Below are 15036 nucleotides of genomic sequence, written 5' to 3' on the forward strand. Positions count from 1 at the left end.
AAGAAACGATGAACGGTCCCGAGCAGCCGTGGTGGGCGCGGCCGGGTGGCGCGCCCATGCCGGGCGGCACGCCGCCACGGCCGGCATGGACACCCCCGCCCGCGCGGCAGCCGTCGCCGCCCCAGCCGCCACAGCACCATGCGCGGCCCGCACCGCCGCCCCAGTACCAACCACGGCCGGCACCACAGCCGCCGTCTAGGCCGCAGCCCAACCCCCGGCCCAAGCACGCCGACCGACGTCTGCTCATCGGGGCGGCGATCGCCGTCGTGACAGTCGCGGTGATCGGCGCCGGACTGTGGGTGTGGAGCCGCGCGGACACCAACAGCACCCGACTCGACGTCCATCAGGCCGAGTCCGGGGTGGCACAGATCCTGTCCGATCCGATCAACGGCTACGGGGCCAACCGCGTCGTCGCAGTGGCGTGCAACAACGGCCAGAATCCGGTCGTGCGGACCGGCGCGACGTTCACATGCGCGGTTGAGATCAACGACACGCTGCGCAGGGTGATCGTGGAGTTCACCGACGATAACGGCACTTATGCCGTGGACGGGCCTCGATAAATAGAGACGCACGACACATTTTCCGAGCCTCGTGACAACCCACACCTGACCGCGCTGCCAGGCTTTATTAGAGCCGCTATTAGTCTTACCGGTTATGGGTCGGGATCCCGCTGCAACCAGTGCTGTTGATACGTCGACGTCGAACATCGAAAATTACGTCCGCGACGACGGCACGATTGTCGTACCCGACGGCGTCACCCTGACGTCGTTCCTGGATCGCAATCGGTTCATCTACGGGGACCAACCGTCCTACCGATTCCTCGACTACTCGACGGATCCCGACGGCCGCGCCATCGAGCTCAGCTGGAACGCCCTGTGGTCGCAGGTGTGCGCTGTCGGCGCCCGACTGCAGCAGGTCACCCAGCCCCGCGACCGGGTAGCGATCCTGGCCCCGCAGGGCGTCGAGTACGTCGCGGCGTTCTTCGCAGCGGTGCACGCCGGCAACGTCGCCGTCCCGCTGTTCGCGCCGGCCCTGGCCGGTCACACCGAGCGGCTGGCCGCCGTGCTGGCCGACGCCAAACCCACCGTGGTGCTCACCACGACCTCTGCGGCCGAGTCGGTCCGCACCTTCATCAAGACGCTGCCCGCCGCCGAGCGGCCCCGCGTGATCGCCGTCGACGCCGTCCCGGACACGCTTGCCGAGATGTACGTCAGCCCCACGGTCGACACCGACGACATCGCCTATCTGCAGTACACCTCCGGCTCGACCCGCACGCCCGCCGGTGTGGAAATCACCCACCGCAACGTGTGCACCAATGTCATCCAGATGGTCCTGGCCGGCGACCTCGACACCGGTATCCGCAGTGTCAGCTGGCTGCCGCTCTACCACGACATGGGCCTGATCATGGTCATGTTCCCGGCGCTGTGCGGTGGCCACATCAGCCTGATGGACCCGATGGCGTTCGTCCGCCGCCCGTACCGCTGGATCAAGCGGTTGGCCGAAGAGGCTGCCCACGGGCGCACCTTCGCCGCGGCTCCGAACTTCGCCTTCGAGCTGGCTTCCGAGCGCGGCCTGCCGCCCGAGGGTGAGACGCTGGACATGTCCAACGTGGTCACGCTCCTCAACGGGTCCGAACCGGTCACGATGACCGCTGTCGAGAAGTTCACCTCCGCGTTCGCCCCGTATGGGCTGCCCGCCACCGCGATCAAGCCGTCCTACGGCATGGCCGAGGCCACCCTGTCGGTGGCCAGCATCGCACCGAGTGCCGCGGCCAGCGTCGTGTACCTCGACCGCGACCAGCTCAGCGCCGGGCGCGCCGTGACCGTCGCTCCCACCGACGAAGGCGCTGTGGCCCATGTGTCCTGCGGGCAGCCCATTCCGAACCAGTGGGCGGTGATCGCGGGCCCCGATGGCGACGAGTTGGCCGATCGCACGGTCGGCGAAATCTGGCTGCACGGCAACAATGTCGGCCAGGGTTACTTCGGCCGCGCCGAGGAAAGCGAGCGGGTGTTCGGCAACAAGCTGCAGACCCGACTCGAGACAGGTAGCCACGCCGGGGAAGTGCCGGACAACGGGCATTGGCTGGCCACCGGCGACCTCGGCGTCTACATCGACGGCGAGCTGTACCTCACCGGCCGGATCAAGGACATGATCCTGATCGACGGACGCAACCACTACCCACACGACATTGAGACCACCGTCAGCGCGGCCTCCCCTGCGGTGCGCTCGGGCTATGTCGCCGCGTTCTCGGTGGACGGGGACCGCGGCGAGGAACTGGTGATCGTCGCCGAGCGGGCCGCCGGGGCCGGACGCGCCGAGCCCGGTCCGATCGTCGACGCGGTGCGTGCCGCCGTGTCACGCCACCACCAGATCCGGGTCGCCGATGTGCGCATGGTCGCCGCCGGCGTGATCCCCCGGACGACGAGCGGCAAGCTGGCCCGAAATGCTTGCCGCGCTGAATATTTGAGCGGGAAGTTCGACAAGTAGCCCTCGCCTTGGCGTGGTTGGCCGCGCCGAATGCGACGCTATGGTCGTGATCCGGCGCGCGTGGCGCGACCCTAGTGTTGTTCTCGACTACAGCTGACTCTCATCGCCTCACCGAAGGCGCCGTCGCGCAGCAGGTTGATGCTACGGGCCTGTGTGTCGATGTGGGTGATGCGTTGCACTGTGCCGCCGTGCCAGAAGTAGGTGTCGCGACTGACCGCCCCACCGGGCGGATTCTCGGTCCGCCCGACCGTCACCGAAGCGATCCACTCCGCCGCGTCGGCCGTGGACTCGCCGACGGCGTGCAGGAACAGCAGACTACGGTGGGGCACGCTGAACACCACCCCCAGCGGTGCGGCTCTACCCAGCACGGTCTCGATCATTCGGGGCATGTTCAGCGCTTTCGAGGCGATGAAAAAGGAATCGCCGGTCAACGCAAACACGTTGCGGTCCAACGCTTGTACGGTCACAGGCTCGGCATCGGTATTGCGCTGACCCACCTCATAGAGGAAATCCAGGTCCCGGCCGGCGACGTCATCATCACCCACCGTCTTCACCACCGTCGGCAAGTCACGACTCAACTCGGCGACCAGACCGTCGAACACTAGGCGGGCATATCGCATCGAGATCATGCTCGAGGTGTCCGGCGTCTGTAGGCGCGTGCGCACCTGTGCCAGAAACTCGGCGTCCGACAGTTCGGCCGGCTCGGGTTCGGAGCGACTGGTGAACTGCTGATCGAAGTGAAACTCGACGGCGCCTACCCACTCGGCCGGCGGACGTTGCGCACATTGCAGCTGAAGGTTGTACAGCCGGTAGTGATTTCCCGCCGGGTCCATGAACCAGTCATCACCCAGCGCGTCCTGCGGGGCCGGACGCACCCGCACTCCACGACGTTCCAATGATTCCAACGCCAGGCGGCGCACGAACCGACGCCGCTCATCGTCGGTGCTGACGGTCGGCTCGTTCCCACTCATCCACGACTCCCCCATGCTGACCCCCCCGTAGTGGTGCTGGTCGACTCAGCCATGATCCCACCGCCGCGGGCACCCGCTCGGCACCAGTTCGGGGCGCCTCGACATGTCAGTACCCCATGCGACGCTGTCCGGTTCTCAAACGAACCGACATAGGAGCGCCGGAGATGTACGACCTTCAGCAGCAGAACTTCCGAGTGAACCTCGGCGGGGTGATCGCACTACTCAGCAAGAACCTGTATTCCAGTCCCGGCGTCTATGTGCGGGAGCTGATCCAGAACGCGGTGGATGCCATCGCAGTGCGCGACGCCCTCGGCGGCACCACTGCCCCGCGCACCATCACGATCTCGCCCTACGGGGTCGCGTCACCGAATTCGCCTGCCGACGAGTTCGCACTCACCGATGCCGGAATCGGTGTCAGCCCCGAGCAGGTCGAGCAGTTCCTGGCCACCGTCGGCGCCAGCTCCAAAGGTGACGAGTTACAGCGCAGCCGTCGGACGTACATCGGGCAGTTCGGCATCGGCCTGTTGAGCTGTTTTCTCATCGCCGACGAGATCACCGTCGTCTCCCGCAGCGCGACGGGCACGGAACCGATCGAGTGGGTCGGCAGGAGCGACGGCACCTACACGCTCCGCGCCACAACCGAGGACATCGCAGTCGGAACGACGGTACGACTGCGGCCTCGTCCCGACATGATCGGATGGGCCCGTGCCGAGCAGGTGCGCCCTCTGGTGCAGAAGTACGCCGAGTTCCTTCCGGTAAACATCAAGGTCCTCACAAGCCAAGGCCCGAAGGAAGTTTCGCGGAAATATCCATGGGAGAACGACTTTAGCGCCCATCGTTCCACTGTGCTGCAAGGGGTTTCACCGGTCTATGGCGGCATGGGCGTGGGTAGGCAGTTCGATGCCATCGAGATTGCCGACGAAGACCTTGGATTACAGGGCGTGGTGTACATCGGAACTCCGTCGCGCCGGGCCACGTCCGTCCGCCGCAATCGCGTCTACGTCAACGACATGCTCGTCGATGACGCCGAGGGTGCACTGCTGCCGTCATGGGCGTTCTTCGCTTGGGCCGTGGTCAACTCCACCAAGCTTGAGCCGACCGCCAGCCGCGAGGCCATCATGAACAACGCGGTACAGGCCGGGACTCGGCGCGCGCTCGCACAAGCGGCGCTGAAGTGGCTGCGTTGCCTTGCCGACAACGATCCGGAGCGGTTCGCCGAGTTCGTCACCGACAACGAACTTGAGCTCAGATCCGCTGCGACGCAATGCATCGACGCGGAGAACCTGGAGCTGGCCGAAGTCGTGCTCCCGATGCTGACCATGCAAACAACCGAAGGACACCTACGCCTGGTCGACATCGTCAGCCGTAACCCGAACATCCTTTACGCGTTGTCTGTCAAGGAGTTTCGCACCATCGCGAGTTTCAACCCAGGTGGGCGGATCGTCGTCAACGCGGGCCACGCTCTGGACCAGGAAGTGCTGCTCATGCTGCCGCAGGTGATGTCCGGGGTCACCGTCACGCGGGCCTATCCGGCCTCCGAGGTGGCAGCGCTGACGATGCCGTCAGCTGATGCGGACGGTGCCGTAGCGGCGCTGGAACAGCGCGGCAGTCACGCGCTGCAGGCATCGGGAAGTCGGGTCGTGGTGCGCCGGTTTCCGTCAACCGATCTGCCTGCAGTCTTCATCGGCCGCGGCCAGATCGACGCGGCATCACCCGGGTCCGGCGACCTCCCGCATCTGGTGGTGAACTGGGACAACCAGGCGGTGCAGGCGCTGAGCCACACAACCGACGACCTCGTGTTCAGTCGGCTCATGCAGCTGCTGTTCGTCCAGGCTCGGATGGCTGCACAGTGCGATGGCCCCGAGGATCGAATCCTGTTGTCGGAGGCGCTCGATGACATCATCGTGCTGGCCGCCGGTGTGGACGGTACGGAGGTCGCTCGATGAACGAGCCGACGCCGAAGTCACTCGACGCGCGGGCCGCGGAACTGCGGGCCATGGCGGACACCGCCATGGAGGAAGGCGACCTCGCTCATGCATCGCACATGAGTTTCCGGCTCGGCGAGACCCTCGAGCATCTCGGTGGCCGCGAGAATGCCGAGGCTGCGTACCGCCACGCGGTAGTACTCGCGCGGGAAGTCGATGCGAACGATCCCGAGTTGATTTCGGCGGCGTTCGTTTCCCTGATCCATTTCCTCTCTCCCTCAGAGGAATCGGTGACCCTCGCCCAGGAAATGGCCGCCTATTTGATCGATCGCCGCGACATGTACCACCCGATGCGGGCGGCCGACGCTGCTTACCACTGTGCGATCGCCGAACTGAACTTCGCCGAGGTGACACCGCACCGGATGGATCACGCGATCGACGAGATCTCACGTCCCACCATCAAGATGCTCGACGACATCTGTTTCCACGACAAGAGCCAGGCACTGCAGCGCCTGGTAGCCGAGGTCCTGCGTGGCGTCGGCCGCGATATCGAGGCAGATCAGTGGCAAGCCGACGCGGACAAGTACGAGGACTGGTCAGCCTTCATGGAGCAAGAGATCCCCGGACACGTCCACCTGTGGGACATCCGATTCGACCTGCCCGACGGCAAGGAAGCCGATTAGCCGGCAGCCCACTCCTTGGCCGCATCGAGCTCACCCAGCCCGAAGACCTTGAGCTCACCCGGAATCATCCACGCGAACGCATGCATCGCATGGGCGACCCAGTCTCTATCGGACACCACAGCGATCCGCTTGAACGCCGAGTGGTGCCCGAGCAGCGCGCCGAAGCCGAGCTTCAGATCCTCGACCAGACCTCCAGGGCCGAAGCCCTCGTAGTCCGGTGAGATGACCTCGACGATCCGGATCTCGCCGGTCGCCAGCAATTCGTCCATCGTCGGCCGGAACTCGCGCAGGTCATCACCGCGCACCCGGCCCGACACTCGGATACCGAACACACCCTCTGGCATGTCGGGAAGGACATCGATCATCGGTTCTCCTCCCGTCTCACACTCAAGTCTGCCCCTGCCGACTCAAGAACGGGAAGACTCCCAGAGGTTGGATATTTCCGACGGCACGTTCTCGGATTTGACGCCGGCCCTGGTCCATCCGCCGTGACTGCCCGGAGCGATCCGGTAGACCCCTGAATCACCCGAATACACCCAGAGCTGTTCAGGTTCCGTGGGCAACCAGGTGATCATCACGCCGTTGCGGGGGCTGTAGGACGAATGGTCATGGAACACCTCTTCGCCTGCCTTGTCCCGAACCACCACGACCCAGGGCTTCACCCCGTCCTCCTCTGATCCCTGCTCTGCGAAGGCGGTGTACGTGCCCGACGGTGACTCCTGGGCGTGGTCGGGGGTGACGATCGCAGCGGCAGCGTCATCGCTATTCCCACAGCCCACGACGATCGCCATTACTGCCAGAATCACTGCGATCAACCGCTTGCCCATGTATCGATCCCTTCGGTGCTGACGAGCGCGCCGTGCGCCTTCGCCGCTTCACGAGAGGGAACGATACGGTCTGGCCACCGCGGCCGATCACTACCCCAGCGACTTGTTCAGCAGCTCATCGAGCGTCACGCGCCAGCATCGTCGTCAATCCTGCGATGACAGCATCAAGGTTGAACTCCAGCTGCGCGTCTTCGTCAGGTTCTGCCGACATCGCCACCAGAACCTGGCGCAGCATCTTGTAGTCGCTACCGCCATCAATGCCTATGGCCGCCATGGCCTCTTCGTGTTGAGGATGGATACCTCGCCCGGCGCGCAGCAGGGAGTCGCGTGCAGCGGACAGCGCCAACTCGGCGATTATGTTGGCTGCCCGGCCCGCTTGCTCGACGTCGAAACCCGCGTCGACAAGTGTCTGGAGGACGAACTCGGCCTGTCCCAAGGCCGCGAGGCCGATGGCGCCCTCCATCGGGAACGCGTCATGGACTCCTAGCTGAGCTATCGCATTGCGTGCCCTGCGCGCATACCACCGCAGCACCTCACGCCAGTCGCCGCCGGCCGGCGGTGGGACACGCTCGAATTCAGCCTCGAACACAGCAGATGCCATGAGCGCCAACAATGTTTCACGATCACCGATGTGATATTTGACCGACTTGCGGTCGACGCCCAGTGCGTCAGCCACCGCCTGCATGGTCAAAGCCTCCGGCGCGACGCCGAGCGCGGCAGACACGATCTGCTGGCGGTTGATCCGCGCCGGGCGTCCCCGCCGCGCTCGCAACGCGGCGTCGTCGCCGGTGCCGGTGCCGGTGCCGGTGCCGGTGCCGAGATCATGACCGCTCACGTCCGCCAGCGTAGTTACTCTCCGGCCACAGCCAGGGTCACGCATCTCGAGGCGCCTCGCCGAAATAATTTCCCCCGTATCGGGAAAAATTTCTGGAATTCGCCTCCACCGCCGGTTCTGGCGACGTATACCTGAGCGCGTGAAAGCGTCTGCGTACATCGGTCGGGTCGGCGGTTTGGCTATCGCGTTAGGGGTCGGCGTTGCCTTGACCTCGGGAATCGGTGTGGCATGGGCCGACCCACACGGCTCGACAACAAGAGATTCATCGGCGGGTTCGACGAGCAGCCGCACCGCCGGCACAGTAGGTGCAGGTGCGACCGAGCCCGGCCCGCAGGCCCGGATCAAACGCGCCGAAGATCGGGCGACGCGCACCATCGCCGGCCTCACGCACGGGCTGCAGAACCGTGCCCAAGCGGCCTCCGGCAAGAGCAAGCACGCCCCGGCGACGACGCCGAAAAAGAAGAAGACCACCGGCCGACCCTCGACTGAGCCGTCGGCTCTGAGAACCGCAACCCGGCCTGAGGCCCCGCGCTCCGAGGTGGCATCGAACACGGCGGCAACGTCCACCGAGACTGACACCTCCAGACGCGCGTCGCGAATGAAGACCACCTCCGTACCAGCCCAGACGGGTGCCCCGGCCAGCGTCCCAACACCGGCGACTGCATCCACGACGCAGCCACGGATGACGACAACGTCGACCACCAGAACCCCGGACAATCCGATCAAGGCAGTCGCAACGGCGGTTTCGCACCTGTTCGCGGCGGTGAACCGCCCGGCCGCCGGCAGCACCCCGACAGCTCCGGCCGATCCCCCACTGTCGTGGGTGATGCTGGCCGCGGCACGTCGTGAGCTCTCCGGTGCCTCAAGTCCGGCGAAAACCTCTGCCGCACAGGCACAGACAACACCCACTGACGCATCGGCATGGTTCCAGCATGCTGTCTACACGCCGGTGCACGACGGTGTCCAGAACTGGATCGACAGTGACCTGGGCCGGCAGGTCGATGGCGTCATCAACACCGTGGCCGGTTCCTATGTGATCGGCAACGGTGCCGACGGCACGGCGACCAACCCTGACGGCGGCGTCGGCGGATGGCTGCTGGGTGACGGAGGAGACGGCTGGGACAGCGCGGACGCCGGTGTCGTCGGCGGTAACGGCGGCGCGGCCGGATTCTTGGGAGACGGCGGGATCGGCGGTGACGGGGGCGCCGGGAGCGACGGCGGGTCCGGTGGCGCCGGCGGGTTCCTGATGGGCATGGGTGGCGCCGGCGGCCATGGTGGCGACGGTATCGCAGGTGGTGTCGGAGGCGCCGGCGGCGAAGGCGGTTCGGCTACCGGTTTGGCGTTCGGCATCGGTGGTGCCGGCGGCGATGGAGGCAACGGAGCCAACGGCGGCCGAGGTGGTGACGGCGGCGACGGCGCGGCGCTCTTGGGCAGTGGCGGTGACGGCGGCAACGCAGGTGATGGCGGAATAGGCGGTGCTTCAACACGACTCGCGGCACTGGGCGGGGCCGGTGGCGACGGCGGCCTGTTCGGCGCGCATGGCGTGGTCGGCCGTTACGGGACCCGGACCGATGCGCCGGCCAGTGGCGACACCTCTTTGAACACCACCGGCAAATGGATCACCAACAGTGACGGCCAGGTCGTCATCCTGCACGGCGTCAACATGGTCTACAAGGTGCCGCCGTATGAGCCCTCCGCATCCGGCCTCAGCGACGACGATGCACAGTTCCTGGCGGATAACGGTTTCAACGTGGTGCGACTCGGCATCAACTGGGCCGCTGTGGAACCCGAGCCCGGCGTCTACGACGACGAATACCTGGCCTCGATCCAACAGACCGTGCAGACGCTGAACGCACACGGTGTCTACGTCGTCCTCGACATGCATCAGGACACCTACGGCACCAAATTCGGCGGCGAAGGCGCACCCGAGTGGGCGACGCAGACCGGCGGACTACCCAACCCCATTCTGGGCTTCCCACTCACCCAGTTCCTCAACCCCGCCGAGCAGCACGCCTGGGATGCGTTCTGGTCCAACTCGAAGGCATCCGACGGGGTCGGTCTGGAGAACCACTACGCCCAGACCTGGCAGCACGTGGCGTACTACTTCAAGGACGAGACCGGCGTGGTCGGCTACGAGATCATGAACGAGCCCTACCCGGGCGCCTCACAGATGTTGCCGACCATGTTCGGCAGCCCGTTCTTCTCGGCTCAGCAGCTGACGCCTTTCTACAACCAGGTGGATGCCGCGATCCGGTCCGCCGATCCGAATACGACGGTGTACTTCGAACCCGACGCTGACACCAACCTGGGCTTCCCCGTGCACTTGGGCACCGTCGACGACCCGAACAGCGTCTTGTCGTATCACGCGTACGACTACGTCTCGCTGGGCCCGCTGGGCTCCTTCCCGAACGCCCAACTGATCTCCGACAACGCACAGGCATATGCCGAAGCGCACGGCATCCCGGCATTCATGAGCGAGTTCGGCGGCAGCTCCGACAGCGCACGCATCATCGGATCCATGGATCCCGCCGACCAGCACATGTTCGGCTGGACCGAGTGGAACTACACGGGCGTCGGTGACATCACGACGTTCGCTCCACCGGAGGAAGAGGCGCTGGTGTACGACCCGAGCCTCCCGCCGGAGGGGGATAACGTCAACACCGCGAACCTGAAGACGCTCGCGCAACCGTATCCGCAGGTGACGTCCGGCACCCCGCAGTCATGGTCGTTCAACGACGGTACGTTCGACTACACGTACTCGACCCAAAGGGCGGACGGTACAGGCAACTTCGCCGCAGGTTCGGAGACCATCATCGCCACCCCCGCCGTCCAGTTCCCCGACGGATACCAGGTGACGATCACCGGCGGGCACGTCGTCTCCGCCCCCAACGCCTCCAAACTGGTGATCGCGTCGGATGACGCAACCGAAGTTCACGTCGTCGTGACCGCCAACCCCGGCGGGTCCACGGTGACCACGGTGTAAAACCCTTCGCCGCAGCTCAACTCGTGGAAAACTCATCCAGCATTCTTGCTGTGCGTTCGAAGTTCGGTGCACAAAACGGGGGGAAACGTCGAATGTCGCTGGCGGAGAAATTTGCTGCCGTTGTTGCCATCTCGACCGTAATCGTCGGCGGCGGTGCTGTACCGATCACACACGCCGACCCCGCGGCTCCGCACGCAGCCGATAGCGATGGCTACTACCAGCCGTATTCGAATGATTTCACCGGCATGGAGGGCGCCTGGACGGCCGAGAAGGACGGCCCGCAACCGCACTCCGCGGTGCACATCGACTGGGATGTTCCGATCACCATGAGCGACGGCGTGGTTTTGAAGGCCAACGTCTACCGGCCGATGGACAACGGGGTGGTGGTCACCGACCCGCTGCCCACCGTGCTCAACGCAACGCCGTACACCAAATGGATGATGGCGATCGGCACCAAGCTGATGAACGCCCCGGGTATCCAGGATGGCATCTTGCGCGGCATCGGCAGCCTGGAAAGCTCCGACCCCGCCCTCAAGAACCTGATGCAGCTGATGCAGACGATGGATGGCGGCATGACCCAGGTCATGATGGCCGACAAACAGCTGATCAAGAGCGGCTACGTCTGGATCGATCTCGATATCCGAGGTACCGGATTCTCCGATGGGAAATGGCAATTGACCGGTCCTCGGGAGCAGCAGGACACCGTCGAGGTGATCGACTGGATCAGCAAGCAGGACTTCAGCGATGGCAAAGTCGCCGCGACGGGCGTGTCCTACGACGCCATCACCGCCTTGCAGGCCGCCTCGCATCGCCCGCCGGCGCTGAAGGCGGTGTTCGCCGTCGAGCCCGCCACCGACCTCGTGCAGGATGTGGCGCTGCGCGGCGGAGGTATCAACGTCGGCTTCCTGCCGTTCTGGCTCTGGTTGGTCAACGGACTCAAGCGTGTTCCCGACGTGCAGTCCATGGCATTGGGCACCTACCAGCAGGAGTATCAGAAGTGGATCGACGACCGCGCCGAAGATCCGACATCGATGTCCGACGCCATGTACACCGCACTGAACGCCCGATCCATGAACGAGGTCTACAACTCCCCCGAAGCGATGATGCTGTACGACGCACAAGGCCCGTGGCGCAAGGCAACTCGAACCGATTTGGCCAACATCAACGTGCCGACCATGATCACCGGCGGATGGAGCGACCTGTTCCGGAACGCCGAATTCCGATCGTTCCAGGATCTGACGGGGCTCAAACCCGGCGAGAAGCAACTGATCATCGGACCGGGCTACCATGTCACCACCACCGGCGGATACGGCAAACGGGACGCTCCACCGAGGGCGGATGTCCTACAGAAGGCATGGTTCGACCACTGGATCAAGGGCATCGACAATGGAGTGCGGAACCTCGGACCCATCCTGGAGCACATGCCGGGCGCCCAAGGGTGGCAACGAATTTCGCAGCTGCCACGCCCAGGGATGAGCAATCAGCGGGTGTACCTCCGCAGCGAGAACAGCCATACCGCGGTACGCACCCAGCATGACGGTTCGCTGTCTGCTCAGCCGCCCACCGCGCCCGATCAACTCACCGTCAAAGTCGGTGTGGCCAGCCTGTGTTCGGACATCACCAACACCCAATACCTCGGTATCACCGCGATTCTCATGGAGTGCGCCCAAAATGAAAACACGCATGAGATCGACGGCCTGACCTTTACCAGCGAACCGGTATCGGTGCCGACGGTGATGTCGGGGCCTGTTGCGGTGCACCTGAATACGCAGCATGAAGGCACCGATGGATTCTGGATGGCCACCGTCAGTGATGTCGATGACACCTCGGGTACTTCACTTCCGCTCAGCACCGGCTGGGTGGTGTCGTCAATGCGCCAGGTTGATGAAGCCAGAAGCAAGCGCGGGCCCAACGGCGATTACGTCGACCCCATCCAAACCCTGGACCTCAAAAGCGGTTACTCCCCCGTCGTCCCGGGTAAGCCCACGACCATCGATTTCGGTACCTACCCGCTGGATGCGGTGTTGCAGCCGGGACACCGGCTGCGGGTGAGCATCTACAGCAGCAACTATCCGTCGGCGGTACCCCCCATGCCGATGATGATCGCCGCGGGCCTCACCCCGCCACCGTATGACGTCCGCGACGTGGCACTGCTTTTCGACCGGAGCAATACTTTCTACCCCGAACATCTCAACATCGACCCCGCCGCACCCAGCTGGGTCAGCGTCCCTACCAGCGACCCCATCGGCTGACGGCGGCACACGTAGTTTCGCTGCCTACAGAAAAGCTCGATTGCCGTAGCGGTCGAGTGAGACGAATTCTCCGACCGGCCGACGTGTCGTCGGCCCGTACTTGCCCTTCGGCCAACCCAACGGGATGACCGCACACGGAGTGACGTTCCACGGCAGGCCCAGGGCGCGCCTCGCCAACAGCTTGCTCCACAACGGCAAGGTGATCAGCGCTGCGCCCAACCCAGCCGCACGGGCCGCCAGCAAGAGGTTTTGCACCGCGGGAAAAATAGAACCGTAGGCACTGCTCACCGCCACTGACGGCCAGAGCGGAATGACACCCTTGAGGCAGGCAACGACTACGACAGGGATCTCGTCGAAATGATCCGCCTGCCATTGCACCGCCTTCTCGATCCGGAGCATCTGGTCACTCATGTCGCGTACGACGACGCGCTTGTAGATCGGGCCGCCGAACTTCACGGCTCGGCGATTCAAGCCGCCGAGTTTCGCGACGACTTCGCGGTCCTTGACGACGATGAACTCCCAGTTCTGAGCGTTCGAGCCCGTCGGCGCCTTCATCGCGAGTTCCAGAATGTGAAGGAGAAGTGCGTCATCGATGGGATCAGCCTTGAGCCGGCGGATCGCCCGTTGAGTACGCATCGCCTCTTCGAGTGGCATGGCCAAGGCCTCGTGCTGCGTCATGGCCACAATTCCAACACGGCCAATCACATCCAGAGGGCATTCTCGGACGAAGGCTCAGTCGGTCCTAATGACATCAATCCGCAGACAATGTCACACAAGTGCCAGTAGAGAGACATTGTGGCCGTGACCATGTTTGTAAACGAGCAATCTGGCGCTCTCGTCGATTTCGCCGTCGCGCATTCGCCGTTCACCGTCCGCAACGTCGAGGCCGGGCTCGAAGTTTCTTACGGTCGAGCTAATAAGCTCATCGGACAGCTCATGGATCTCGGTGCTCTCGACGTAGTGGACGCGGACGCATACAGGCGCCGATTCTTCGCGCCGCGGGTCCTGGACGTACTGACCGCAGGGGGAACTCGTGACCAACTTCGCCTTCGTCGGCGCCGACGCCGACGCCGACAACATCGTGCAGATTCTCAACACGGTGAAGGGAAATGCCGTCCCGGCCGACGGGGTTGCCTGAACTCGTTGCAGATTTGTGTCGCACACTTTTGCGGTGACGACACAGCAGCGGCTCGACAGGTGGGAGGCACGCGCCGAGTGGCCGCTGGCCACGGTGGCAGCGATATTCCTCGCCGCCTACACGGTGGAAGTCCTGGTCCAGCCATACGGGTTGGCAGCCCGGGTCGTCGAACTCGCGACCCTACTCACCTGGGCGGTGTTCACCGCGGACTATGTGGCCAGGTTGTATCTGGCCGACAACCGGGTGCACTGGTTCCGCACCCATCTCGTTGACCTGGCGATCGTGGTGCTGCCGCTGCTGCGGCCGTTGCGACTGTTACGCCTGGTCGTGTTGATCGGCGTGATCCAGAAAGCCGTCGGCCACGCCATCCGCGGCAAGGTCGTGCTCTACACGATCTCCGGCGCGGTCCTGTTGGTGTACGTCGCATCGCTGGCCGTGCTGCAGGCCGAACGCGGCCAACCCGACGCTCACATCACCAACTTCGGCGATGCGATCTGGTGGGCCATCACCACCATCACCACCGTCGGCTACGGCGACATGTATCCCGTGACGACAACGGGACGAGTCATCGCCGCGCTGTTGATGATTGGCGGGATCAGCCTGGTCGGTTCGATCACCGCGACGATCGCATCGTGGATCGTGCAGACCGTGGCGATAGACGACGCTGCCGCGGCGGCGGTGACGGCGGAGCACATCAACGACCTGCGGGCCGAGATCGCGTCGCTACGGGACGAACTGCGGAGGGCTCCGGCCATCGAGGGCGCTGGAGGCGACCACCGACCGTGAACCCTGGTACCGCATGCGGTACCAGGGTTGGAGATCACAGCTGAGTTGAAGAGTGCGGGCGGTGGGACTCGAACCCACACGCTCTTTCGAACACGGGCACCTAAAGCCCGGGCGTCTGCCAATTCCGCCACGCCCGCAGAGCCACGATG

12 protein-coding genes and 1 tRNA gene are annotated in these 15036 nt (G+C 64.6%); 7 read left to right on the top strand and 6 right to left on the bottom strand.

From position 1 onward, the window contains the following. The first annotated feature begins 8 nt into the window (after positions 1-8). Complete coding sequence (locus tag HBE63_RS31455) at positions 9-560, top strand: DUF4333 domain-containing protein (protein WP_243858084.1); 552 nt, start codon at positions 9-11, stop codon at positions 558-560. A gap of 94 nt (positions 561-654) precedes the next feature. Beyond that, entirely contained in the window at positions 655-2487 is a 1833-nt protein-coding gene (locus HBE63_RS16345; protein WP_166905674.1) for a fatty acyl-AMP ligase, read from the top strand. Between the two features lie 71 nt (positions 2488-2558). On the opposite strand, the gene HBE63_RS16350 is transcribed toward HBE63_RS16345, so the two are convergent. Beyond that, positions 2559-3458 carry a hypothetical protein gene (locus HBE63_RS16350; protein ID WP_166905675.1) on the bottom strand — a complete coding sequence of 300 codons (900 nt, stop codon included), beginning with the start codon at positions 3456-3458 and terminating at the stop codon, positions 2559-2561. Positions 3459-3622: 164 nt separating this feature from the next. Here HBE63_RS16350 and HBE63_RS16355 point away from each other — a divergent pair, with 164 nt between their 5' ends. Further along, the gene (locus HBE63_RS16355; RefSeq protein WP_166905676.1) at positions 3623-5404 is read left to right on the top strand and encodes an ATP-binding protein; all 1782 of its coding nucleotides are present in this window, start codon (positions 3623-3625) and stop codon (positions 5402-5404) included. Then, a complete protein-coding gene (locus HBE63_RS16360; protein ID WP_166905677.1) occupies positions 5401-6066 on the top strand; it encodes a hypothetical protein in 666 nt (221 codons plus the stop codon). Before HBE63_RS16355 ends, HBE63_RS16360 begins: the two co-directional genes overlap by 4 nt. Here the strand turns inward: HBE63_RS16360 and HBE63_RS16365 are convergent. From HBE63_RS16365 to HBE63_RS16375, 3 genes are all read right to left on the bottom strand, one after another. Beyond that, positions 6063-6431, bottom strand: a complete 369-nt coding sequence (locus HBE63_RS16365) for an STAS/SEC14 domain-containing protein (protein ID WP_166905678.1) — start codon at positions 6429-6431, stop codon at positions 6063-6065. The two genes, HBE63_RS16360 and HBE63_RS16365, sit on opposite strands and share 4 nt — an antisense overlap. Before the next feature lie 42 nt (positions 6432-6473). Next, complete coding sequence (locus HBE63_RS16370) at positions 6474-6893, bottom strand: hypothetical protein (RefSeq protein WP_208301143.1); 420 nt, start codon at positions 6891-6893, stop codon at positions 6474-6476. 115 nt (positions 6894-7008) lie between these two features. Next, positions 7009-8430, bottom strand: a complete 1422-nt coding sequence (locus HBE63_RS16375) for a TetR/AcrR family transcriptional regulator C-terminal domain-containing protein (protein WP_166905679.1) — start codon at positions 8428-8430, stop codon at positions 7009-7011. Here HBE63_RS16375 and HBE63_RS31720 point away from each other — a divergent pair. Further along, entirely contained in the window at positions 8411-10711 is a 2301-nt protein-coding gene (locus tag HBE63_RS31720; protein WP_256367874.1) for a cellulase family glycosylhydrolase, read from the top strand. The genes HBE63_RS16375 and HBE63_RS31720 overlap by 20 nt on opposite strands. A gap of 92 nt (positions 10712-10803) precedes the next feature. Further along, positions 10804-12963 carry a CocE/NonD family hydrolase gene (locus HBE63_RS16385; protein WP_166905680.1) on the top strand — a complete coding sequence of 720 codons (2160 nt, stop codon included), beginning with the start codon at positions 10804-10806 and terminating at the stop codon, positions 12961-12963. A gap of 24 nt (positions 12964-12987) precedes the next feature. Here HBE63_RS16385 and HBE63_RS16390 read toward each other — a convergent pair whose 3' ends face one another. Then, a complete protein-coding gene (locus HBE63_RS16390) occupies positions 12988-13641 on the bottom strand; it encodes a nitroreductase family protein (RefSeq protein ID WP_243858086.1) in 654 nt (217 codons plus the stop codon). Positions 13642-14134: 493 nt separating this feature from the next. Here HBE63_RS16390 and HBE63_RS16395 point away from each other — a divergent pair, with 493 nt between their 5' ends. Next, entirely contained in the window at positions 14135-14887 is a 753-nt protein-coding gene (locus HBE63_RS16395; protein ID WP_166905681.1) for a potassium channel family protein, read from the top strand. Between the two features lie 53 nt (positions 14888-14940). Here the strand turns inward: HBE63_RS16395 and HBE63_RS16400 are convergent. Beyond that, positions 14941-15024: transfer RNA gene (locus HBE63_RS16400), tRNA-Leu, on the bottom strand. Positions 15025-15036: the final 12 nt, after the last annotated feature.

Source organism: Mycobacterium sp. DL440, assembly GCF_011745145.1.
Lineage (GTDB): Bacteria > Actinomycetota > Actinomycetes > Mycobacteriales > Mycobacteriaceae > Mycobacterium.